The organism is Nocardia aurantia (assembly GCF_009604425.1).
GTDB classification, from domain to species: domain Bacteria; phylum Actinomycetota; class Actinomycetes; order Mycobacteriales; family Mycobacteriaceae; genus Nocardia; species Nocardia aurantia.
In genome coordinates this window covers 278,980-299,839 of sequence record NZ_WEGI01000014.1, presented here as the reverse complement: position 1 = coordinate 299,839, position 20,860 = coordinate 278,980, and the positions used below count along the sequence as shown (strand labels likewise).

Annotated in this window: 23 protein-coding genes; 12 read left to right on the top strand and 11 right to left on the bottom strand. The window is 68.7% G+C overall.

Features of this window, described 5'->3' with window-relative positions; genetic code table 11:
- The first annotated feature begins 1 nt into the window (after position 1).
- The 6 genes from NRB56_RS31230 (at position 2) to NRB56_RS31205 (ending at position 4,858) form a co-directional block, all read left to right on the top strand.
- Entirely contained in the window at positions 2 to 373 is a 372-nt protein-coding gene (locus NRB56_RS31230) for a DUF742 domain-containing protein (RefSeq protein ID WP_153347898.1), read from the top strand.
- Positions 354 to 953, top strand: coding sequence for a GTP-binding protein (locus tag NRB56_RS31225; protein ID WP_153347897.1), 600 nt, complete (start codon positions 354 to 356; stop codon positions 951 to 953). The genes NRB56_RS31230 and NRB56_RS31225 overlap by 20 nt, the downstream gene beginning before the upstream one ends.
- 170 nt (positions 954 to 1,123) lie before the next feature.
- Entirely contained in the window at positions 1,124 to 3,496 is a 2,373-nt protein-coding gene (locus NRB56_RS31220; RefSeq protein WP_153347896.1) for a sensor histidine kinase, read from the top strand.
- The gene (locus tag NRB56_RS31215) at positions 3,474 to 3,899 is read left to right on the top strand and encodes a roadblock/LC7 domain-containing protein (protein ID WP_319943794.1); all 426 of its coding nucleotides are present in this window, start codon (positions 3,474 to 3,476) and stop codon (positions 3,897 to 3,899) included. Before NRB56_RS31220 ends, NRB56_RS31215 begins: the two co-directional genes overlap by 23 nt.
- A complete protein-coding gene (locus NRB56_RS31210) occupies positions 3,896 to 4,270 on the top strand; it encodes a DUF742 domain-containing protein (protein WP_153347895.1) in 375 nt (124 codons plus the stop codon). Before NRB56_RS31215 ends, NRB56_RS31210 begins: the two co-directional genes overlap by 4 nt.
- A 9-nt stretch (positions 4,271 to 4,279) precedes the next feature.
- Positions 4,280 to 4,858, top strand: coding sequence for a GTP-binding protein (locus NRB56_RS31205; RefSeq protein WP_319943793.1), 579 nt, complete (start codon positions 4,280 to 4,282; stop codon positions 4,856 to 4,858).
- 4 nt (positions 4,859 to 4,862) lie between these two features.
- On the opposite strand, the gene mtnC is transcribed toward NRB56_RS31205, so the two are convergent.
- The 5 genes from mtnC to NRB56_RS31180 all read right to left on the bottom strand — a co-directional run bounded on the left by mtnC (position 4,863) and on the right by NRB56_RS31180 (position 10,108).
- A complete protein-coding gene (gene mtnC / locus NRB56_RS31200; RefSeq protein ID WP_153347894.1) occupies positions 4,863 to 5,552 on the bottom strand; it encodes an acireductone synthase in 690 nt (229 codons plus the stop codon).
- Entirely contained in the window at positions 5,549 to 6,139 is a 591-nt protein-coding gene (locus NRB56_RS31195) for a 1,2-dihydroxy-3-keto-5-methylthiopentene dioxygenase (RefSeq protein ID WP_153347893.1), read from the bottom strand. The genes mtnC and NRB56_RS31195 overlap by 4 nt, the downstream gene beginning before the upstream one ends.
- A 30-nt stretch (positions 6,140 to 6,169) precedes the next feature.
- A complete protein-coding gene (mtnA, locus tag NRB56_RS31190) occupies positions 6,170 to 7,819 on the bottom strand; it encodes an S-methyl-5-thioribose-1-phosphate isomerase (RefSeq protein ID WP_153347892.1) in 1,650 nt (549 codons plus the stop codon).
- A 115-nt stretch (positions 7,820 to 7,934) separates the two neighbouring features.
- Entirely contained in the window at positions 7,935 to 9,176 is a 1,242-nt protein-coding gene (locus NRB56_RS31185) for a KasA/KasB family beta-ketoacyl-ACP synthase (RefSeq protein WP_153347891.1), read from the bottom strand.
- A gap of 80 nt (positions 9,177 to 9,256) precedes the next feature.
- Positions 9,257 to 10,108, bottom strand: coding sequence for a glycoside hydrolase domain-containing protein (locus tag NRB56_RS31180; RefSeq protein WP_153347890.1), 852 nt, complete (start codon positions 10,106 to 10,108; stop codon positions 9,257 to 9,259).
- Between the two features lie 247 nt (positions 10,109 to 10,355).
- Between NRB56_RS31180 and NRB56_RS31175 the strand changes: the two genes are divergently transcribed.
- The 3 genes from NRB56_RS31175 to NRB56_RS31165 all read left to right on the top strand — a co-directional run bounded on the left by NRB56_RS31175 (position 10,356) and on the right by NRB56_RS31165 (position 12,368).
- The gene (locus tag NRB56_RS31175) at positions 10,356 to 10,928 is read left to right on the top strand and encodes a TetR/AcrR family transcriptional regulator (protein ID WP_319943792.1); all 573 of its coding nucleotides are present in this window, start codon (positions 10,356 to 10,358) and stop codon (positions 10,926 to 10,928) included.
- 112 nt (positions 10,929 to 11,040) lie between these two features.
- Positions 11,041 to 11,892: a hypothetical protein gene (locus NRB56_RS31170; protein WP_153347889.1), complete on the top strand. Its 852-nt coding sequence runs from the start codon at positions 11,041 to 11,043 to the stop codon at positions 11,890 to 11,892.
- 35 nt (positions 11,893 to 11,927) lie between these two features.
- The gene (locus tag NRB56_RS31165) at positions 11,928 to 12,368 is read left to right on the top strand and encodes an SRPBCC domain-containing protein (RefSeq protein ID WP_153347888.1); all 441 of its coding nucleotides are present in this window, start codon (positions 11,928 to 11,930) and stop codon (positions 12,366 to 12,368) included.
- A 3-nt stretch (positions 12,369 to 12,371) separates the two neighbouring features.
- Here the strand turns inward: NRB56_RS31165 and NRB56_RS31160 are convergent, their stop codons facing one another.
- Together NRB56_RS31160 and NRB56_RS31155 are read right to left on the bottom strand one after the other, a co-directional pair.
- The gene (locus tag NRB56_RS31160; protein WP_153347887.1) at positions 12,372 to 13,136 is read right to left on the bottom strand and encodes an ArsR/SmtB family transcription factor; all 765 of its coding nucleotides are present in this window, start codon (positions 13,134 to 13,136) and stop codon (positions 12,372 to 12,374) included.
- A 92-nt stretch (positions 13,137 to 13,228) separates the two neighbouring features.
- Complete coding sequence (locus NRB56_RS31155; protein ID WP_319943791.1) at positions 13,229 to 13,657, bottom strand: MarR family winged helix-turn-helix transcriptional regulator; 429 nt, start codon at positions 13,655 to 13,657, stop codon at positions 13,229 to 13,231.
- A gap of 87 nt (positions 13,658 to 13,744) precedes the next feature.
- On the opposite strand from NRB56_RS31155, the gene NRB56_RS31150 reads away from it, so the two are divergent.
- Entirely contained in the window at positions 13,745 to 14,386 is a 642-nt protein-coding gene (locus tag NRB56_RS31150; protein WP_153347886.1) for an MBL fold metallo-hydrolase, read from the top strand.
- A 163-nt stretch (positions 14,387 to 14,549) separates the two neighbouring features.
- Here NRB56_RS31150 and NRB56_RS31145 read toward each other — a convergent pair whose 3' ends face one another.
- Entirely contained in the window at positions 14,550 to 15,542 is a 993-nt protein-coding gene (locus NRB56_RS31145; RefSeq protein WP_227838462.1) for an alcohol dehydrogenase catalytic domain-containing protein, read from the bottom strand.
- Between the two features lie 3 nt (positions 15,543 to 15,545).
- A complete protein-coding gene (locus NRB56_RS31140) occupies positions 15,546 to 16,292 on the bottom strand; it encodes an MmcQ/YjbR family DNA-binding protein (protein ID WP_153347885.1) in 747 nt (248 codons plus the stop codon).
- A 154-nt stretch (positions 16,293 to 16,446) separates the two neighbouring features.
- On the opposite strand from NRB56_RS31140, the gene NRB56_RS31135 reads away from it, so the two are divergent.
- Positions 16,447 to 17,868: an MFS transporter gene (locus NRB56_RS31135; RefSeq protein WP_227838461.1), complete on the top strand. Its 1,422-nt coding sequence runs from the start codon at positions 16,447 to 16,449 to the stop codon at positions 17,866 to 17,868.
- 51 nt (positions 17,869 to 17,919) lie between these two features.
- Here NRB56_RS31135 and NRB56_RS31130 read toward each other — a convergent pair whose 3' ends face one another.
- Positions 17,920 to 18,501 (bottom strand): TetR/AcrR family transcriptional regulator, encoded by a 582-nt coding sequence (locus NRB56_RS31130; protein ID WP_194291053.1) that lies wholly within the window; start codon positions 18,499 to 18,501, stop codon positions 17,920 to 17,922.
- 93 nt (positions 18,502 to 18,594) lie between these two features.
- On the opposite strand from NRB56_RS31130, the gene NRB56_RS31125 reads away from it, so the two are divergent.
- Entirely contained in the window at positions 18,595 to 19,404 is an 810-nt protein-coding gene (locus NRB56_RS31125) for an SDR family NAD(P)-dependent oxidoreductase (RefSeq protein ID WP_153347883.1), read from the top strand.
- On the opposite strand, the gene NRB56_RS31120 is transcribed toward NRB56_RS31125, so the two are convergent.
- Positions 19,394 to 20,860, bottom strand: coding sequence for an amidase (locus tag NRB56_RS31120; RefSeq protein WP_153347882.1), 1,467 nt, complete (start codon positions 20,858 to 20,860; stop codon positions 19,394 to 19,396). The genes NRB56_RS31125 and NRB56_RS31120 overlap by 11 nt on opposite strands.

The window sequence follows — 20,860 nt, the reverse complement described above, 5'->3', positions numbered from 1 at the left end:
CATGAAGCACGACGACACTTCCTGGTTCGACGAAGACGCCCCGCTGCTGCGTCCCTACGCGGTGACCCGGGGTCGCACCGTCGGTGCTGGTCATGAACTCGACATGCTCACCCTCGTGGTGTGCGCCCCCCGTGCGCCCCGGCTGCGACGAACCGAGCCGGAGTACACGGACATCATGCGGCTGTGTCAGGTGCCGCAGTCCGTGGCGGAAGTGTCCGCCGTGCTGCACCTTCCGCTGGCCGTCACCAAAATCCTCGTCGGCGATCTGATCGGCGAGGGCTATCTCGATTTCCGGGCACCGATGCAGACCGACATCGGCCCCAACGACGTGAACCTATTGCGAGCGGTACTCGATGGCATTCGTAGACTCTGACCCCGCGGCCGGGAACACCCAACTGGCCGCTTCCGTGAAGATCCTGATCGCCGGCGGATTCGGGGTCGGTAAGACCACCATGGTCGGCGCGATCAGTGAGGTGGCGCCGCTGCGCACCGAGGAGATGATCACCGAAACCTCTGTGGGGGTGGATGATCTGTCCGGTGTGGAGGGCAAGAAGACCACCACCGTGGCCCTGGATTTCGGTCGTATCACCATCGACCGGAGTCTGGTGCTGTACCTGTTCGGTACTCCCGGTCAGGACCGGTTCTGGTTCCTGTGGGACGAACTCGCCCGCGGTGCCCTCGGTGCGGTGGTCATTGCCGACACGCGCCGGTTGGAGAGTTCGTTCGCGGCGATCGACTTCTTCGAGAAGCGCGGGGTCACCTTCGCGATCGCGGTCAACTGCTTCCAGGGCGCCCCGATCTACACCACCGACGAGGTCCGCGACGCCCTCGACCTCGACGGCCACACCCCGGTCGTGTTCTGCGATGCCCGCGAACGCAATTCGGTGAAGGACGTTCTGATGACGTTGGTGGAACACCTCATTGCTCGAGCGTCTGCTCAGGCATTGCCGTGATCGGTGGCCGCACACTCCGATCGGTTTGCGCACAATTCTGAACGGTTCTTGCACAACGAAATCCAATGAATCGAGGATTCGTCTGTGCCTGTTCCCAACCCTCCGTTGAGATATGTCTCAAATACCGAATTTCGGGTCCGTTTCCGACTGGTACCGGTTACGGTGTGCCGATGTTCAAGCGGACGACCGGTATGACGGTGGGCATTCGGGCGCGGGTGCTCGTGATCGCCTTCGTGCCGAGCGTGGCACTGTTCGGAATCGGTGTCGGTACAGCCGGTTACCTGCTGAACGAGAGCCGTGACTCGCACGACTGGTTGCAGGTGCTCTCCAATGCCACCGACACCAGCCGTGAGCTGGTCGGCGCGTTCGAACAGGAGCGGATGCTGTCGTTGTGGCAGCTGGCCGGTGAACAGCCCGATCCGGTCGGACTGGCGCAGGTCCGCAAACGGGTCGACGCGGTCCTGCGCGCGATCGAGCCCACCCAGAAGGCCATCAACAACAAGTTCAACGACAAGATGGCTTACGACACAGGCAGTTTCGACACCCTGCAGAAGATGCTGCCCAATATCCGGGCCGCGGTGGATTCCGGGGCCATGGCCGTTCCGGACGTCTACAGTCTCTACACCCGCATCCTCGACGGCGTGGTGACCGGCAGCCAGGTCGTGATGAAGGATTCGCCGAGCGTGGCGGCCACCCTGGAGACCGACAAGGGTGTGCGGGTGCTGCTGGCGATGGAGTCGATGGCGCGCAGCGCCTCGCTCACCGCCGCCGTACTCAACGGCCTGACGCTGCCCGCGCCGCTGATGGCCGAGTATCGCGACAACGTCGGCTTCTACCATGCCGAACTGCCCCGGCTCGTGCACGAATTGACCGGCGGGGAAAGCCGATCGGCGGCCGCCATCATCGCCTCGCCGGCCTGGCAGCAGCTGGCGGCGATGGAGGACTACATCATCCACCCGCCGGCGCCGGCCAAGGCGGGCGGGACGACGCCGCCCCCGCCGCTGAGCGTGACCGATTGGCGCGCGGCCTACGACCAGCTCACCAGGCAGATCCTCGATCTGTGGCTGAAGCAGGCCTCGCGGGGCACCGACGCCGCCCTGATCGCCGTCAACCGGACCGCGCAGAACTCCACCCTCGCCGGCGGTGGCGCGCTGCTGGTCTCGCTGGCCGCCTTCCTCGTCGCGCTGTGGCTGGCCAACCGGCTCATCCGGCGGCTGAAACGGCTGCGCACCGAGACCCTGGCGCTGGCCGAGGACCGGCTGCCCGAACTGATGCGGCGGCTCGCGGCCGGCGAGCACATCGACATGGAAGCCGAAGCGGCACAACTGGATTTCGGCTCCGACGAGGTCGGAGCGGTGGCGCGCGCGTTCAACCGGGCGCACACCGCCGCCGTCTCCGCCGCGATCACCGAGGCCCGCACCCGCGAGGGCGTGCGCGCGGTCTTCCTGAACATCGCGCACCGCAGTCAGGTGGTGGTGCACCGGTTGCTGGAGATCCTCGATGACGCGGAATCGCGCCAGGAGGATCCGGCCATGCTGGACACGCTGTTCCGGATGGACCATCTGGCCACCCGCGAGCGCCGCAACGCCGAGAATCTGATCATCCTCGGTGGCGGTCAGCCCGGCCGGCAGTGGCGGCGGCCGGTGCCGCTGGTCGAGCTGGTCCGCAGCGCCGTCGGCGAGACCCTCGACTACGCGCGGGTGCGCACCGCGCGGATGCCGGCGGTGCACATCGTCGGCGCCGGCGTGGCCGACCTCATCCACCTGCTCGCCGAACTGATCGACAACGCCACCGCCTTCTCGCCGCCGGAGTCCCGGGTGGACATCACCGGGGCGGTGGTGGGCCGGGGCGTGGTCATCGAGATCACCGACCAGGGCGTGGGCATGCCGCCCGACACCTTGCAGCGGTCGAACGAAATGCTCCGTCAGCCACCGGATTTCGGTGTCGCAACCCTGTCGGCGGACTCCCGGCTCGGTCTGTTCGTGGTCGCCCAGCTGGCCACCCGGCACGGTATCTCGGTGCGGCTCACCGACTCCGACTACAGCGGCGTGCGCGCGATCGTCCTGGTGCCGACGCCGCTGATCGCCTCGCCGGACGCCGTCGTCGATCATCTGCCGGATCGCTTCACCCGAATCCCGGATCCGCCGATGACCGGCGAGATGCCGGCGGTGGCGGCCCGCGCGCCGCGGCCCGCCGTCGCATCCGCGCCGGCCGCCCGCCCGTTCGCCGGTCTGCCGGTGGCCGAGCCGATCGCGGCGCCCGCGCCCGAACCGCCCAGGCGCGCACCGATGATGCCCCACCACGGGGCGCCGACCCGGCCGCCGCTGCCGCGCCGCCGCAAGCAGGCCAGCCTCGCGCCGGAGCTGTCGCAGGAACAGCGCGCCACCGAATCCGGTTCGGAGCGGCCACGTTCGGCCGAACAGGCCCGAGATCTCATGTCCGCCATCAACAACGGCACCCGGCAAGGCCGGCGAGTCATCGAGGACTCGGCCGCTCGACCGGAAGAACAGGAAGGCGAAGGTGACCTCTTCCAACGCAGGTGATCTGAATTGGCTGCTCGATGATCTCGTCGATCGCCTCGCGGGAGTACGGTTCGCGGTGGTGCATTCCACCGACGGACTGCTGCTGGGCCGGTGCACGTCCATGAGCAGGGAGGACGCGGAGCACTTCGGTGCCATGTCGGCGACGCTGTACGGATTGGCGCGGTCGGCGGGCAACCGGTTCGACGGCGGTGGCGTGCGGCAGGCGGTGATCGAGCTGGACCGGGCGGTGCTGTTCGTGACCTCGGCCGGCGACAACGCGTGTATCGCCTTGCAGGCCAGCGAATCCGCGAATGTGGGGATGGTGGCGTACGAGATGAATCTGACGGTGGCGCGAGTGGGCCCGTACCTGTCGACGGAGGCACGCGGCGGTCTGGCCGAGCACGCGGAGCCGCGGACGTCATGACGCGCTTCGGTCAGCCGTGGTTCGACGACGAGGCGGGGCCGCTGGTCCGCCCGTACGCGGTCACGCGTGGCCGCACGCTCGGCGCTGGGCGGGAACTGGACATGCTGACGGTGGTGATGACCAACTCGTCGGCGGTCTCGTTGCGGCGGCCCGAGCCGGAGTACCCGGAGATTCTGCGTCTGTGCCACGTGCCGCAGTCGGTCGCCGAGGTGTCGGCGGTGCTGCGACTACCGTTGGCGGTGACCAAGATTCTCGTGGGTGATTTGATCAGTGACGGGCATCTGAACTTCCGGACGCCCGACCGCACCGACGCGGGTGCCGGTGACATCACCGTCCTGCGTGCCGTACTCGACGGAATCCGAAAGCTGTAGAAACACACCGTGTCTGAACCCACCTCCGCGGCCGTGCTGGCCGCCTCGGTCAAGATCCTCATCGCCGGCGGTTTCGGCGTCGGGAAGACGACCATGGTGTCATCGATCAGTGAGGTCGCGCCGCTGCGCACCGAGGAGATGATCACCGAATTGTCCACCGGCGTCGATGATCTGGCGGGGGTGGAAAGCAAGAAGACCACCACCGTCGCCCTCGACTTCGGCCGCATCACCATCGACGACAGCCTGGTGCTGTACCTGTTCGGCACCCCCGGGCAGGACCGGTTCTGGTTCCTCTGGGACGAACTGGCGCGCGGCGCCCTCGGCGCGGTGGTCATCGCCGACACCCGCCGACTGGAGAACTCGTTCGCCGCGATCGACTTCTTCGAGCGCCGCGGCCTGTCGTTCACCGTCGCGGTGAACTGCTTCGCGGGCGCGCCGATCTACACCCCCGACGAAGTCCGCGACGCCCTGGACCTCGACGCCCACATCCCGGTGGTGCTGTGCGACGCCCGCGACCGCGTCTCCTGTAAGACCGTCCTCACCACGCTGATCGAATACCTCATCGCCCGCGCCGGCGCCCGGGTCTGAGGGATCAGAACGCCGCGGGGTCCAGCTCGGCGAACGAACCGATCCAACGGTGCGGCGGCCGTGCCGAATTCGGCTCGCCGGGCCGGGTCACGCCGACGGCGTGCCAGCCCGCCGACACCGCGGCGTCGACCTCGTCCGGATGGTCGGACAGGAACAGGATCCGGTCCGGGCCGGCGCCGATCGCGCCCGCGATCTTCTCGTACGAGGCCGGTTCGCGCTTGGCGCCGGCGTTGTTGAGATCGAACCAGCCGCCGATCAGCGAGGCCAGCTCGCCGCCGCGGGCGTGCGCGAACCAGTCCTGCTGGTTGCGCACCGACCCGGACGAGTAGACGTACAGGGCGATCCCGGCCGCGTGCCAGGCCCGCAGCGCGGGCGGCGCGTCGGGGAAGAACTCCCCGTGCAGCGCCCCCGTGCGGAAGCCCTCCGCGCAGATGACGCCCTGCGCGGTCTTCAGCGGTTCGGCCTTCACATCGGAGTTCAGCCAGCCCACGAGGATGTCCGCGACCTCGGCCGCATCGGCGTCCGGCCGGTTCGCCAGCTTCCGGGTGGCGGCGATCACGTCGACGGCCGCGCCGTCGCGGTCGGCCGCCAGCCACTGCGGAAGCCGTTGCCGCGTATAGCCGTACAGGTCCTCGCGGACCGCGGCCGTCGGGCTGGTGGTGCCCTCGATGTCGACGACGATCGTCGTGATCATCGGCCGGCGGCGGTGCCGGCGACCAGTTCGTCGAGGGTCGGGAACTGCTCGCCGATGGTGTCACCGGTGAAGTCGCCGATCCAGCCGTCCTCCTCCTCGAAGAAACGGACGGCCACGAACGCCGGCCGGGCACCCATGTCGAACCAGTGCCGGGTACCCGCGGGCACCGACACCAGATCGCCGGCGGAACACACCGTGGCCAGGACCTCGTCACCCAGGTGCAGGTAGAAGCAGCCCACGCCCGCGGCGAAGAACCGCACCTCGTCCTCGGCGTGCCGGTGCTCGGCGAGGAACTTCGCGCGCGCGCCCGCGGCGGTCGCGGGCCAGTCCGGGTTGCTGTCGTCCGGGTGGATGCGGGCGATATCGATGTGCTTGTAGCGGCCGTCGGCGTTGAGCTCGGCGAGGCGGTCCGCGTAGTCCGCGAGCAACTGCTCGTTCGTGGTCGCGGCGGTCACGCTCTCCAGCGCGGGCCAGCGATCGAAAAGGATTCCGCGCCGGGACAGTTCGGCGCCGATGACCTCGGCGTCGGTGGTGCGCAGCCGGACGTCACCGGCGTCGGTGTCGGACATGATCTGCAGCAGCGTCATGGTCAGTGCTCCTCGGGAACGGCGGGTGGATCAGATCTCGCGGCGGCCGGTGAGCGTCACCAGCTCGCACATCGCCTCCAGGCATTCCGCGCGGTCGCGGGCCTGGGCGAGGCTCGCTCCCCACGCGGTGATGCCGTGGCCGGCGATGAACAGCACCGGCGGCGCGTCGGGGTGCTCGATCAGGTAGCGCTCGATGTCGGCACCGATGCGCGGTACGTCAGGGTGATTGGCGAACACCGGAATGTCAATGGTTTCGCTCGTCCCGAGCCCCTTGATGAGCTCGTAACCGGTGAACCGCAACGATTCCGCGGCGCCGGCGGAGCGCGCGGTGGCGTGCGGCGGATGCACGTGCACCACCGCGTCCGCGCCGGTGGCCCGGTAGACCGCGGTGTGAATCGTGGTCTCCGCGGACGGTTTCCGCGTCCCGGACACCGCGGCAGAGTCGGTGACACGCACCCCGACGACGTCGGCGGCGGTGAGTTCGCCCTTGGACAAACCACTTCCGGTCACGACGGCGGTATCGCCCTCGCGCACCGAGATGTTCCCGGCGGTGCCCGGCATCCAGCCCTGCGCGTACAGCTCTCGGGCGATCCCGGCGATCCGGTCACCGGCCGAATCGGCCTCGCCCGCAACGGCACTCGATGCGACAGTGCGGTCGGTGCCGGATGCGACACTGCCGTCGGTGCCGCGCGGTGTTCGCACGCGGCCGACCACCCCGTTCTCGGTCACGACGGCGGTGACCAGTTCCGGTGGCGTCACGTCGAAGGCGGGGTTGAACACGGCCGTACCTTCCGGCGCTGTGGCTACTCCGGCCACATGGGTGATCTCCGCCGCGGCGCGCTGCTCGACGACGATCTCGGCGCCGGTCGCGGTGTGCGGGTCGCGGGTGGACTCCGGCGCCACCACGACGAACGGCAGGCCGTGGTGGTGGGCGGCCAGCGCCAGGCTGTAGGTACCGATCTTGTTCGCCACCGAACCGTCGGCGGTGACCCGGTCGGCCCCGACGATCACCGCGTCGACCTGCCCGGTCGCCATCGCCCACGCCGCCGCCGAGTCGATCGTGAGCCGGTGCGGGATGCCGGCCTCGGCCAGCTCCCACGCGGTGAGCCGCGCGCCCTGCAACAGGGGCCGGGTCTCGTCGACCAGCACCGTCTCCAGCGCCCCGCGCTCGTGCAGCACCCGCAGCGCGCCGAGCGCGGTACCGAAGGCGGTGGTGGCCAACCGTCCGGTGTTGCAATGGGTGAGAATCCGCAGTGGGCGCCCCGGCAGCAGCTGTTGCAGCAGATCGGCGGCGTGCGCGGCGGCGGCCCGGTTGACCCGGCCGTCCTCCGCGAGCATCGCCAGCGCCTCGTCCAGCACCGCCTGCGCGCCCTCGTCGAGCCGGCTCAGCGCGCGCCGCACACCCCAGGCCAGGTTCACCGCGGTGGGCCGGGCCGACGCGATGCGCTCGGCCTCGGCGCGTACGGCGGCCGGATCGTCCGGGAACGCGTGCGCGGCGAGCACCACACCGAACGCCCCGGACACCCCGATCGCCGGGGCGCCGCGGATCGCGAGGGTCTGGATGGCGTCGATGACCTGGTCGACCGTGGTGATCCGCAGCGGCCGCAGCTGTTGCGGCAGCGCGCGCTGATCAATGGTTTCCAGGGCACCATCCACCCACGCGATCGACACTTCACTCATCGGCTACCTCGGGATTCGACACGACTATCTACGGAAACCGTATCGAATCGCGCCGTCGCGGCCCGCACCAGGTTTGCGTTCACCGCGATTCCGGCGCAGGTCGGGGCCGCGTGAATCAGGCGCGGCCGAAGGCGAGCGCCACGTTGTGCCCGCCGAAACCGAACGAGTTGCTCAGCGCGTGATCCATGCGCTGCGGCCGGGCCCCGCCGTGCACGATATCGAGGTCGACGGCGGGGTCGGGGTGTTCGAAATTCAGGGTCGGCGGGATCGCCTGATCGCGCAGCGCGCACACCGTGAGGATGGCTTCCAGCGCGCCCACCGCGCCGATGGAATGGCCCAGCGCCGACTTCGGCGCATACACCGCGGCGCCGGGACTGACAGCGGTGATGGCGTTCGCCTCGGACGCGTCACCGACCCGGGTGGCAGTCGCATGTGCGTTCACATGCCGGATGTCGGCGCCGCTCAGCCCCGCCGATTCGATCGCCTTCCGCATCGCGCGCGCCGCACCCGCGCCGTCCGGCTCGGAGCCGGTGATGTGGTAGCCGTCGGAGGTGATACCGGCCCCGAGCAACCGGCCGTGGACGGTGGCGCCGCGCGCGGCCGCGCAGCGCTCGGACTCCAGCACCAGCAGCGCTCCCGCCTCACCGAAGACGAAGCCGTCCCGGTCGCGGTCGAACGGCCGCGAAGCGCGGGCCGGTTCGTCGTTGCGGGTGCTCATCGCGCGCATCATGGCGAAACTGGCGATCGGCACGGCCTCGATGTAGCCCTCGACGCCGCCCGCGATCACCACATCGGCCTCGCCGGTGGCGATCAGCCGCCAGCCGTGCGCGACCGCCTCGGCCCCCGACGAGCAGGCCGAGGTCGGCGCGTAAACGCCTGCCCTGGCGGCGAATTCGAGCCCGACCCGGGCGGCCGGGCCGTTCGGCATGACCATCGGCACCGTCAGCGGCGGCACCTTGCGATAGCCGCCGGTGCGCATCGCGTCGACCGCGGTCACGAAGGCGTCGCCGCCGCCGAGCCCGGTACCGATCGCGACCGCGAGGCGCTCCCCGTCGACCTCGGGCGCGCCGGCGTCCTGCCACACCTCCCGGCCGAGCACCAGCGCCAATTGCTGCACGAACGAGTGCCGCCGCTGCTCGACCCGGGTGAGCCGGTCCCCCGGCGACTGCCGCAGCTTGCCGCCGATCCGCACCGGCAGGTCGTGGGCGGCGACGAAATCGTCGTCCAGCGGCCCGATTCCGCTCTGCCCGGCCAGCAGCGCGGCCCAGGTCGCCGCGAGATCCACCCCCAGCGAGGTTGTCGCGGCCATTCCGGTCACGACGACACCGCGGGTTTGTGAAGCAGTCGTTACAGTCATGCGGTCAGGAGTACCTGTAGCGATCGCTACAGTCAAGCGGCGCGCCGGTCGAACCAGCGCGCCGCCATCGGAACTCGGGCTCAGGCCCGGCCCGGATCGAAACCGGGGAGTTTCAGCGCCTGGCCGATCTCCGCGATCGCACCGACGATGGTGCGGCCGCCGAGGGCCGGGTGCCCGGTCATCTTCTGATCGGGTGGCAGCGCCGTCCGCGAACCGGGGCCACCGAGTTCGTCCACCGTGAGATCGGCGTGAAAGCTGATCCACTTCAGAATGTCGCCGACCGTCACCGGATTCCCGTATGCATCGGTCAGGGTGTCCGTCAACTGCATCTCGCCTCCCTTGCTGGTTTTCGACCATTGCCCGAAATCGTCTGTGCGAGCCTCGTTCACGTCGCATTGCACGCCGCCGACGCGGACGAACCCGATGCGCTGATACAGGTTGATGCGCGAATCGGTGTTTCCGCCGGACCAGGCCCCGGTCTGCCATGCCCACCTGGCGGTGCCGTGATCCAATGCCCTCGAGACGGGCCAATATCCGCCGTAGATACCGACATTCGACGGGTGCAGCACCGAACCGGCGCCGCGCAGGTAGTCGTCGATCGGAATTTGTTGTGCGGGTGTGGCATCGAAATCGGCGGAGAAGTAGATCGGCCGTTCCGCGCTGCCGCCGCAGGCCAGGGCCTGGGCGCGGGCCGCTTGCGCGTCCCGGGCGCCGGCGTCGTACCCGTCGAGCATCCGCGACGCCGTGGTCTCCCAGTTGGAGACGATGTCGATATTGTTGGCGCGCAGGTCATCCGCCTCGGCGGGGGTGAGCAGTTTGCCCGGTAGGCCGGGCCCGCCGTCGCTGAGGTAGCGGACGACGAATGTGTATCCGGCGGCGGCGATGGCGCCACCACCGGGCCGACCACCGGCATAGTCCAGTCCCAGCCGCATGACGGCCTCCTTCGATGGGAAGTGTGGAACGCAGCGACAACCGGAGCGCGCATCGAGGGATTCGACCGGACTCGGCGAACGCGAGGCGGAACCGGTATACGACCGCCACTGCAGGAGTTCTTTTTTGGTACCGCATTTTCGGGCGGACGGCGAAAGGCCGTTCCGGTCAGCGATTTCCAGTGTAGCCCATCTGTAACCCTCGCCCCGCGTGTTTCGGCGCGTCGTGGAGCATGGCTACAGTCGACGGGTGCCCAGGCCCCTCGACCACGCCCGCCGCGCCGAACTGCTGTCCGGCGTCATCGGTTATCTCGGTGAATACGGATTGACCGAATTGTCGCTGCGCCCCCTCGCGGACTACCTCGGCACCAGCTCCCGCATGCTGATCCACTACTTCGGCAGCAAGGAGCAGATGCTGATCGCGGCCCTGGAGACCCAGCGCCCCGACATCGCCGGGATGTTCGCCGGCATCCCGGATCTGGCGACCCTCCGCACGGTCATGACCGAATCCTTCTGCGTGAACACCACCGCCGACTGGATCTCCAGTACCCGGGTACTGCTCCAGGTCCTCGGCGTCGCCTCGATCCCCGGCAGCCCCTTCCGCGGCTACGCGCAGGACGCCGTCCACGTCCTGGTCGAAGCGCTCACCACCACCCTGTCCCGCTTCCACCCGACCGTCGCCGACCCGGAATCCACCGCCACCGTCCTGATCTCGGGAATCCGCGGGTTGCTCCAGGACCGGCTGGTCACCGGCGACTACGAGCGGGTCGATCGCGCGGCGCGACTGCTCATCGAGCGGATGCTGACCGCCGGTGCGAAGTAATCGAATAATCGAAAAATGAATATACGAAATCGCGGTTCGTGAATTCGCAATAAATGCGGACCGGACGGTCGACAATTTTGACAGAACTTTCCTTGTGGATAAAGTGCCCGTTATGCCCACACTTCTTCACGAGTCGTTCGCGGATCTCCTACGGGAAACGCCGACTCTGACCGTCGACCTCCACAGAATGCACCGGCGTGATTCGCTTCCGAGCTACGACGATGTCCGACGGGAATCGGGGGACTTCCCCGATATCGACCCGACCGAATATCGGTCCGACGGCGTGGTGGTCCTGACGTTCGGATCGGAACCACGTCTGGCCATCGTGATCGAGATCCAGTTACGACACGACCCGGACAAGGCGTGGACCTGGCCGGTCTATCTCACCACCCTGCGCAGCCGTTTGCGCTGTCCTACTCTGCTGCTCGTCATGTGCCCGACCGAGCGAGCGGCACAACATTGCCGCGAGGCGATCGAGATCACCTCCGGATGCACTTTCGTACCGTGGGTGATCGGTCCGAGCGATCTACCGGTCGTCACCGATCCCGTCGTCGTCGCCGAGAATATTCGATTGGCCGCGATATTCGCGATCGTGCATCGCAGGAATCCGCAAATCGAGGCGATCCTCCGCGCATTGGTCGACGCAATCGGTGACGACGAGAAGTATCTGCGATACATTGACCTGGTCGGCGCGAACATGCCGAAGCCGACCCGACGCTACCTGGAGAATTTGATGAGCAGCAGTGAGCACAAGTACAAGATGGCCTACACGCGGCACTTCTACAACGACGGAAAGATCGACGGGGAGGCCGAGTCGCTCTTGCGGGTATTGCACCGCCGCGGCTTCGAGGTGACCAAGGATGTGGTGGCGAAGATTCGGGCGTGCACCGATCGGCAGACGATCGAGGCGTGGATCGACCGGGCCGTCGATGCCCGGACGCTGGACGCTGTATTCCTCGACTGAGAGCTTGTAGAACAGGTTTCAGTTAGGGTGCGGGTATGGGATTTGTGATCGAGGAGAGTGCCGAGATCGGGGCGAGCGCCGAGACCGTCTGGCGGGTGCTCACCGATTTCGCGGCGTACGGGGAGTGGAATCCGTTCGCCCTGGAGTGCCGGACGACGTTGCGCCCCGGGGAGCCGATCGACATGCTGGTGCGGCTGACCGGGTCGCAGCCGCGGAAGCAGCGGGAGTTCATCCGAACCCATACGCCCGGAACGGAATTCAGCTACTCGATGAAGCCGGTCCCGCTGGGTGCGTTGCACAGTCTGCGCACCCAGACCGTCACGCCGATGGGCGAGGACCGGTGCCGGTACGACTCGCATTTCGAACTCGCCGGGTGGTTGCAGCCGGTGGTCGCGGCGTCGCTGGGAGCCGCGATGCGGCGGGGGTTCGCGGGTATGACCGCCGGATTGCGGGAGCGGGCAGAGAAATTGGCGTGACGGTCAGGCGGGGAGCGCGACGCCGAGTATCCGATGCAGTTCGTCCGCGCCGCGGTCGGTGAGGCGCAGCGCCCGCCGCGAATCCTGGCGAGCGACCCAGCCCGCCGACTCCATTCGGGTGAGCATCGCCGCACCCAGCGCGCCACTGAGGTGGTGCCGCTGTTCGCTCCAGTCCACACAGAACCGCAGCAGCGGGCGTCGACCGCCGCGCGCACCGGCGAGGTCGATCCCCAGATCCGCGAAGACCGGCTCCGCGTTCGGACCCAGCCGATACGGATGCTCGGACATCGGCGCCGAGATCGGATCGCCCTCGGACCGTTCGTTTCCCGCGAGACCGTCGGTGCGAACCAGAGCCTGCCGGCTCAGTAGCGCGGCCGTCACCGCCACACCCAGCCGACCGGCGAGGTGGTCGTAACAACTGCGGGCCCGGCGCAGCGCGGCGGCGCGGGTGGATTCGCGCAACGATCGCACCGGCCGGTCCGGAGCCAGCACCGCCATCGCCTCGACCGCCGCCGCCACCTCAGGGCTCGCCAGCCGGTAATACCGATGACGGCCGGACCGCTCGACCACGAGCAGACCACCACCGACCAGCCGCGACAGATGCTCACTGGCCGTCGAGGCCGCCACCCCGGCCTCCGCGGCCAGCACCGAAGCAGGCAGAGCCCGCCCGTCGGCCAGCGCCGCGAGCACCCGCGCCCGCGTCGGATCCGCCAGCAGCGTCCCGACAGCGGCGATATCGGCGTACCCGTGCAGAATTCGATCGGACATACTCCGAGTCTGCCGCGCGGACACTTCGGCGCCCACCGAAGTGTCGTCGTAATGAACTGCACCACGTTGAGTCAGGTGAAGCCGTGACCTGATCACGGTCGGGGTCCGTTGATATGGGTGGTGAGGCGGGTCAGTAGTGGTACGCAGTCCCGCAACTGCTGCCGCTCGTCGGCGGTGAGTGTGTTGCGGATGGCGCTGTCGAGTGATGTGGCGCGCTGGGTACGTTCGCGTCGCAGGCGGGCGCGGCCGGCATCCGTGATGTACAGCAGGTGTTTGCGGCCGTCGTCGGGGTGGGGGGCGGTGCGCACCAGGCCGGCGCCCAGCAGTTCCTTGACGGACTTGGCGGCCGACTGGTGCGTCACGTTGCGCCGCTGCGCCAGTTCGACGGTGGTGTGCGGGCCATCGCGGTCGAGGTGGCTGAGGATGGCGGCTTCTCCGGGCGGGATGGTGTCGATGACCCGCACGGCGCGGACCAGCGCGCCGATCGCGTGCCGCAGATCTTCGGCGAGTTCGTCGTTCACCGCTCCACCCTATCCCGATCACGCAACCTAGGTGTACAGTTAAGTTGTACATATTGGTTGTATTTTTCGGGAAGTCTGAGGAGCGTCATGCAGCTCACCAAGTTCGGTCATGCCTGTGTCCGTGTCGAAATCGACGGCCGTCGGCTGGTGATCGATCCGGGCGGCCTCACCGATCCGCAGGCGTTGGAGGGGGCCGACGCGGTCCTGGTCACCCACGAACATTTCGACCACTTCTCCGAAGCGACGCTTCGCAAAGCCACCCAGCAGAATCCGGCTCTGCGGATCTGGACCAACACCTCCGTAGCTCGACAGCTGGACGGCTCGAGTGCGCGAGTCACCGCGGTCGGCGCGGGTGAGGTGTTTACCGCGGCCGGCTTCGAGGTGAAGGTGTACGGCACCTGGCACGCGGACATCCACCCCGACATCCCGCGGGTCGGCAACATCGGGTTCTTGATCGACGACGCCCTGTTTCATCCCGGCGACGCCCTCACCGTCCCGGACGTCGCTGTCGACACCCTGTTGCTGCCCGTGCACGGGCCCTGGTCCACCACCGGCCAGCTGATCGACTACGTGCGGGAAGTGGCCCCACGCCAGGCTTTCGCCGTACACGACGGCGCACTCAACGACATCGGCGCCGCGATGGTCGACGGCTTCCTGGGCGACAACGGCCCCGGCGTCGGCGCCCCGTACCGTCGGATACCCTCCGGCATGTCCGCCGAAATCGCCTGAAATCACTTGCAGCACAATCGCAGACAAGTCGTGCCCATCCGCTCGCGGAATTGTCGCTTGCCGACCATCCCGTGTCCGCACCCTGCCGCACAGAATTCCGGGGGTCGGCGGGGACGTGCCGTCGTGACCGCGTTGTGTGTTCGGAACACACATACTCCGCGCTTCAGTCGAGCACGACGACGTGTTTTCCCGGGGTGGTGCCGGCTTCGAGGTCGCTGTGGGCTTGCCGCACTTGTTCGAGACCGTGGTAGACGGCGGCGAGGGTGGGGGTGAGGCGCCCGGCGGCGATGCCCTCGAGTTGGTGGGCGAACACCTCGGCGGGTAGATCGCTGGCGTTGCCGCCGTAGCAGGTCAGGCGGACGCCGATGGGGATGAAACCCAGTGGGCCGAAGTTCTCGATGGTCCAGGTCCCACTGAGTGCGCCGGTGAAGCATCCGGTGCCGTGGGTGCGGACCGCGGCGAGGGTGTCGGAAAGCGTTGTCATTCCGACCAATTCGAGGGCGGCGTCGACACCGCCGGGGACGATCGCCCGCACTGCGCCGGCGATGTGGCCGTCGTCGAGGAGAGGGTGGTCGATGCCGCGTTCGCGGAGCCATTCGATCCGGTTCGGATTGCGGGTGGTGGACAGGACGGTGGCACCCATGTCCTTGGCGAGGGTGGCGGCGGACAAGGCGACGGTCGAGGTTTCGCCACGGATGAGCAGGTTCTGCCCCGCGCGCAGGTCCAGGCCGGTGGTCAGCGAGCCGTAGGCGGTCTGGAACATCTCCGGCAGGGCGCCGACGATCTCCCAGGGAAGGTCGGTGTCGAAGGGGATGACCTGCGCGGCGGGGACGAGGGTGTATTCGGCGTAGCTGCCGTCGATCGAGCGACCCATGCCGCCCATCATGGTCGCTACCTTCTGACCGGGCCGCAGGCCACTGTCGGGGTCGGCGGCGTCGACGATGCCGACGCACTCGATGCCCAGGACGCGGGGGAAGGTGAAGTCCGCACTGGATTCGCCTTTCCTGCTGGTGATTTCGGACTCGTTGACGCCGAATGCCTTGATCCGGATCCGCACCCAGCCGGGTCGAGCCTCGGGCTTGGAGATTTCGGAGGGCGCCAGCGCGTCGAGGCTGCCGGGACCGGAGAGCTTGATCGCTTGCATCGTCTCGGTCATGGACTATTTCCTCCGTAGTGCGCCTCGGCGGACCAGGTCGTAGGAATCGTGGACCAGTTCGGTCACCAACTCCGGGGTGACACCGCGTCCCGCGCCGATCGATACCCAATGGTGTTTGTCCAGGTAACGGCCGACTGTCACCGACGGGAAACACTCGCGCAGCAGCTGTCCGCGCTCCGGATCGGCCTTGACGGTGATGATCTGCTCGTCGGGATCGTCGGTGACGATCAGAAACACCTTGTCGCCGGTCTTGTACACCTCCAGCTTCTCCACGAACGGTCGCCCGTGGCTGACCCCGGCGAGCGAGTTCGCGATGCGACGAGCCGTGGACTGGAGGCGTGTCCCGGTCAGGCCGCCCCGCTGCGCCGGGCCGGGCCGGGCTCGGCGATCGGAGTTCGCGGGCCGGTCCGCGACGGGCAGACCCGACACCACGTGGCGATGTGAGTCGGTCACCAGCTCCCGGACCAGCCGCGCCGAGATCCCGTCACCAGCGGTCACCGTGATCCAGTGCCGTTTGTTCATGTGGTATCCGGGCGTGATCTCAGGGAATTGGTGGCGCAATGCGATCGCGTCATCGGGATCGGCCTTGACGATCACCATCGACTCGCCACGTACCTCGGTCACCAGCATGAAGACCTTGGCGCCGACCTTGTACACCTGCCAATCCGGGCCGAACGGCTGTTCCGAAACCGCTCCGGGCAACCGCGCCGCCGTCTTCTGCGCGACCGAAAGCAATTGTTGCGCACGCATGATCAAATCCCTTCCTGGTCGATTTCCCGCATCTCGGCGAGGGTTCGGGAGCCCGAACCATATTCGATAGTCGTCCGGCTCGCGGGTCCGGCAGCCCGGAGGTCGCGGGCACACTTCGGCGCGCACCGAAGCGATCGCGGGCAACACTGCGAGCATGGTTTCCTCGATTTCGCAGCGAACGCCGTCCCGGCAGCGCGTACTCGCGGTCATGTGCGCCGGCATGTTCCTGGTTCTGCTCGATGTCACCATCGTCAACGTCGCGCTGCCCGGCATCGCGCACGGGTTGCACGCCGGGGTGGCGACGCTGCAATGGGTGGTGGACGGCTATGTGGTCGCCATCGCCGGGCTGCTGCTCGCCGGCGGCACGATCGGCGATCGGATCGGCCACCGGCGGGTGCTGGTCACCGGATTCGCCCTGTTCGGCGCCGCGTCGCTGCTGTGCGCGCTGGCGCCGGAGGTCTCGGTTCTGATCGCCGGGCGGGTGGTGCAGGGTGTCGGGGGCGCATTGCTGCTGCCCAGCACGATGGCCGTCATCGTCGACGTGTTCCCGGAGCGTACCGAGCAGGCGAAGGCGATCGGTGTCTGGGCGGCCTTCTCCTCGCTGGCGCTACCGGTCGGGCCGCTTGTCGGCGGGATTCTCATCGACCAGTTCGGCTGGCGACCGGTCTTCTGGATCAACGTTCCGCTGACCGCCGTCGCGATCGCCGCCGCCCTGTGGACGGTGCCGGGCCGGGCCGGTGACCGCGGCGGCCGTCTCGACCTGTTCGGCCTGGCCGGATTCGTCACCGGGCTGAGCGGGCTGGTGTTCACCGTGATCGCCGCCGGGCACGGCGCGAGCCCGACCACCCTCGTGGTGACCGGGACGGTCACGGTCGTCGCGCTGCTCGCCGCCGGTTGGTCCGCGAACCGCAGCGAGAATCCGATCCTGCCGCTGGACCTGTTGCGCCGCAGGACCTTTCTGAGCCCCAACGCCGTCGCCCTGACCGGCAATCTGATCTTCAACGGGATCCTGTTCGTCGGCACGCTGTATCTCCAGGACGTGCGCGGACTTTCACCGACAGCGGCCGGAGCGACGATGCTGCCGTTGGCGGTTCCGCTCGTGGCCCTCGCACCGGTCGCGGGGCGCTGCACGGCCCGCTGGGGTGCGCGGGGTGTGGTGAGCGTGGGCTGTGTCGTCGGCGCGATCGGCGCGCCGATGCTGACCGGACTGACCCGCACCGCCGGATTCGGCTGGCTGCTGGCCGGATTCACGTTGCTCGGATGCGGCGCCGGATTGATCACCGCGGCGGTGGTGGCCGCCGTCGTACAGGCGACGCCGCCGGGCCGTTCGGGTCTGGCGACCGGAGTCTCCAACACCGCCAGGCAGATCGGCACGGCCAGCGGAGTGGCGATCTTCGGCGCGGTGGCCGGCGGCCCGACCGGGCCGCATTTCCTCGCCGGGCTGCACACCCTGGCGATCGCCGCCGCCGTCGCCCTCCTCGGCGCCCTCGCCGTCACCCGCTTCGGGATCGCTGCTCCCCCACGCACGCCGGACGAGAACCGTCCGGCGAAAACCGTTGCTGCGGAGGCGAACTGAGTGAGCAGGCACCGCGGTCAGTGATCAGCGCCGAATTCGCGGTCCGGCGGCTCATCGGTCGGCTGCCGGGTTGGGCACGACCACCGCGCTCAGACCCCGGACGGCCAGGTCGATCCGGTGTCGTACGGCCGCGGGGTCGGGAACGAGTTGGACGATGCGCGCCAATGCCAGGAACTGGTAGGCGATATCGGTCGCGGTGACATCGGCGGCCAGGGTGCCGTCACGGGCGGATCGCTCGATCGCGGCGTGGCCTACGGCCGTCATGTGCCGCAGGCATGCCTCGAATTCCGTTGCGGTGGGGCGACTGTCGGCGAGCAGGTCGAGCAGTGCGCGGTTGCGGGCGAGCCGGGTGAGGGTCGCGGTGAAGAAGAGGCGCAGCGCCTCCAGTGCCACGGTGTCCGGCGGCAGTTCGAGCGCGGCCATATCCCGCAGGTCGGCATCGGTGATCGCGCGCAGCAGTTCCTCCCGGGTGGGGAAATGCCGGTAGAGCGTGCCGACGCCGAAGCCGGCCGCCCGTGCGATGGCACGCATATCGGCTCGCAGGCCCTGTTCCTCGAATACCGCTGCCGCCGCCTCGACGATCTGCGCGCGGTTGGCGGCCACGTCGCGGCTCTGTCGCGGCTTCCCGGTCATGGCCCCCAGCCTATCAGTGCGGAACATGTGTTCCGTTAAGCTGGCAATCATCGGAACGCATGTTCCGATGTCGGCGACAGTGAGGAATTCGAGATGCGGACCGTGATCGTGACCGGCGGTACGGACGGGATGGGCGCCGCGCTGGTGCGGCATTACCTGGAGGCCGGTGATCGGGTGATCGTGGTGGGCCGCAGCCGCGAGAAGTTCGACGGCCTCGTCGCGTCGGCCGGCGGCGGCGAGCGGGCGCGGTTCGTGGCCGCGGATCTCTCGTCGATCGCGGAGAGCAGGCGGGTGGTCGCCGACATCGTGAACGACCACGATCGGATTGATGCGCTGGTGCTGGCCGCGTCGTACATCCGGCAGCGGCGGCACGTCACGGCCGAGGGGCACGAGGCGTCCTGGGTGCTGTTCTTCGTGTCGAAGTACCTTCTGGTGACCGGGCTCGCCGAATTGCTCTCCGCGGCACCGCGACCGGTGATCGTGAATGTCGCGGTGCCCGGGACGAAGCCCGGCGCGATCGACGTCGACGACCTCGAATCGGAGCGCGCTTTCAGCTTCGCCGCGTCCAATGCGCAGCAGCGCCGGGCCAACGAACTGCTCGGCATCGCCGCGACCGCCGCCGACCCTCGGCTGAGCTACCTCACCTGGGGGCCGCGCCGGGCGGTGCGATCGAGTTTCGCGGGCGACTACACATTCGCACTTCGACTCGGCGCCACGGTGTTCGGGCTCATCGGTGAGTCGCCCGCCGCCGCGGTGGCGCCGCTCGTCGCCTTGATCGAGAATCCGCCGGCGGCCCGGCACGCGTATCGGGGCGCGAAGCCCGTCCCGCTGGTGCCCGGCCCCGACGACGCCGCAGACCTCGCCCGGCTGCTCGCCGCGGTCGACGAATCCCTCAGTCGCTGAACGGGTTCGGTGGAGCCCGGAAGCCGCCGAGCTCCGGTTCGAGCAGTTCGGCCAGCCGCAGCGGGGTGCGGTCCTCGAACATCGGTCCGATGAGCTGCACGCCGACCGGCAGGCCCTCGGGCGACGGTCCCGTGGGCACGGCGGTGGCCGGGAGGCCGGGCATGGTGGCCAGGCCGGGCCAGACGAGCTGGTCCGCGTACGGATAGCCGACGCCGTCGATGTCGACCTGTTGTTCCGCACGGTCGGAACCGTGGTCGTGCGGGAACGCGGGAACCGGCGTGATCGGGCACACCACGACATCGAATTCGGCGAAGAATCGCCGCCAGCGGTCGCGGTGCGATTCCCGCCGGTGGTTCACGCCGATCCACTCGCGGTGGGTCAGGGCCACCCCGCGCAGCCGGGCAGCGTCGAGGCTGCGGTCGTCCGCGTTCAGGCCCGCGGCCGTCGTCCGCAGTTGGTCGTACATCTCGGCGGTGAGGTTGGCGCCGGCTTGGGACATCATCAACCGCACATACAGTGTCGCGGCCTCGGCCAGATCGGGCAGCAGCGCGCTGTCGCGTTCGACGCGGGCCCCGCCCGCGGTCAGTGCCTCGGCGACCCGCTCGACCCCGCCCCGCACCGCGGATCCGGTCGGGATGAACGGATGTTCGTCGAGTACCAGGACCCGGAAGTCGGCGAGCCGCTGGTGCCGCGCGGCCGGCAGCCGCAGATCGTAGGCGATGCCGTGCGTCAGCGGGTCCGGTCCCGCCAGCACATCCAGCAGTAGGCTGAGATCGCGGGCGGTGCGCGCCATCGGACCGCAGACGGCGAGGTCGCCCTCGGCCGGCAATGCCCGTGCCGGCGGCGGCACCATCCCCCGGGCCGGCACGAGTCCCAGGGTCGGCTTGTGCGCGTAGATCCCGCAGAAATGCGCCGGATTGCGCAGTGACCCCGCGAGATCGGAGCCGAGGGACAGCGCGCCGAACCCCGATGCCAGCGCCGCCGCCGATCCACCGGAGGATCCACCCGGCGTGCGATCGTGATCCCACGGATTGTTGGTGGTGCCGTAGATCTCGTTGAAGCTCTGCCAATTCTGCAGCATCAGCGGCACATTGGTCTTGCCTAGGATTACCGCGCCCGCGGCCTTCACCCGCGCCACCGCCAGCGCGTCCTCGGCGGCCCGATGGTCCGCGAACTGCGGCATCCCCCACGTCGTCGGCAATCCGGCGATGTTGTAGGACTCCTTGACCGTGATCGGGATACCGAGCAACGGCCGATCTTCGCCGCGCGTGTACGCGGCGTCGGCGTCACGTGCCGCGGCCCGCGCCCGGTCGAAGTCCGGGACGCAGATCGCGTTGATCGCCTTGTCGCCCCGCTCGATCCGGGCGATCGCCTCCTCGGTCAGCTCCACCGAGGTCACCTCACCGGCCCGGAGCGCGTTCCGCTGCTCCTCGGCCGACCGAAAACTCCACTCCAT

Bases quoted from the DNA above. Each gene is read 5' to 3' on its own strand.
- NRB56_RS31230 (WP_153347898.1), top strand. From the start codon at position 2: ATGAAGCACGACGACACTTCCTGGTTCGACGAAGACGCCCCGCTGCTG.
- NRB56_RS31225 (WP_153347897.1), top strand. From the start codon at position 354: ATGGCATTCGTAGACTCTGACCCCGCGGCCGGGAACACCCAACTGGCC.
- NRB56_RS31220 (WP_153347896.1), top strand. From the start codon at position 1,124: ATGTTCAAGCGGACGACCGGTATGACGGTGGGCATTCGGGCGCGGGTG.
- NRB56_RS31210 (WP_153347895.1), top strand. From the start codon at position 3,896: ATGACGCGCTTCGGTCAGCCGTGGTTCGACGACGAGGCGGGGCCGCTG.
- mtnC (WP_153347894.1), bottom strand. From the start codon at position 5,552: ATGATCACGACGATCGTCGTCGACATCGAGGGCACCACCAGCCCGACG.
- NRB56_RS31195 (WP_153347893.1), bottom strand. From the start codon at position 6,139: ATGACGCTGCTGCAGATCATGTCCGACACCGACGCCGGTGACGTCCGG.
- mtnA (WP_153347892.1), bottom strand. From the start codon at position 7,819: ATGAGTGAAGTGTCGATCGCGTGGGTGGATGGTGCCCTGGAAACCATT.
- NRB56_RS31185 (WP_153347891.1), bottom strand. From the start codon at position 9,176: ATGACTGTAACGACTGCTTCACAAACCCGCGGTGTCGTCGTGACCGGA.
- NRB56_RS31180 (WP_153347890.1), bottom strand. From the start codon at position 10,108: ATGCGGCTGGGACTGGACTATGCCGGTGGTCGGCCCGGTGGTGGCGCC.
- NRB56_RS31170 (WP_153347889.1), top strand. From the start codon at position 11,041: ATGCCCACACTTCTTCACGAGTCGTTCGCGGATCTCCTACGGGAAACG.
- NRB56_RS31165 (WP_153347888.1), top strand. From the start codon at position 11,928: ATGGGATTTGTGATCGAGGAGAGTGCCGAGATCGGGGCGAGCGCCGAG.
- NRB56_RS31160 (WP_153347887.1), bottom strand. From the start codon at position 13,136: ATGTCCGATCGAATTCTGCACGGGTACGCCGATATCGCCGCTGTCGGG.
- NRB56_RS31150 (WP_153347886.1), top strand. From the start codon at position 13,745: ATGCAGCTCACCAAGTTCGGTCATGCCTGTGTCCGTGTCGAAATCGAC.
- NRB56_RS31145 (WP_227838462.1), bottom strand. From the start codon at position 15,542: ATGACCGAGACGATGCAAGCGATCAAGCTCTCCGGTCCCGGCAGCCTC.
- NRB56_RS31140 (WP_153347885.1), bottom strand. From the start codon at position 16,292: ATGCGTGCGCAACAATTGCTTTCGGTCGCGCAGAAGACGGCGGCGCGG.
- NRB56_RS31135 (WP_227838461.1), top strand. From the start codon at position 16,447: ATGGTTTCCTCGATTTCGCAGCGAACGCCGTCCCGGCAGCGCGTACTC.
- NRB56_RS31130 (WP_194291053.1), bottom strand. From the start codon at position 18,501: ATGACCGGGAAGCCGCGACAGAGCCGCGACGTGGCCGCCAACCGCGCG.
- NRB56_RS31125 (WP_153347883.1), top strand. From the start codon at position 18,595: ATGCGGACCGTGATCGTGACCGGCGGTACGGACGGGATGGGCGCCGCG.
- NRB56_RS31120 (WP_153347882.1), bottom strand. From the start codon at position 20,860: ATGGAGTGGAGTTTTCGGTCGGCCGAGGAGCAGCGGAACGCGCTCCGG.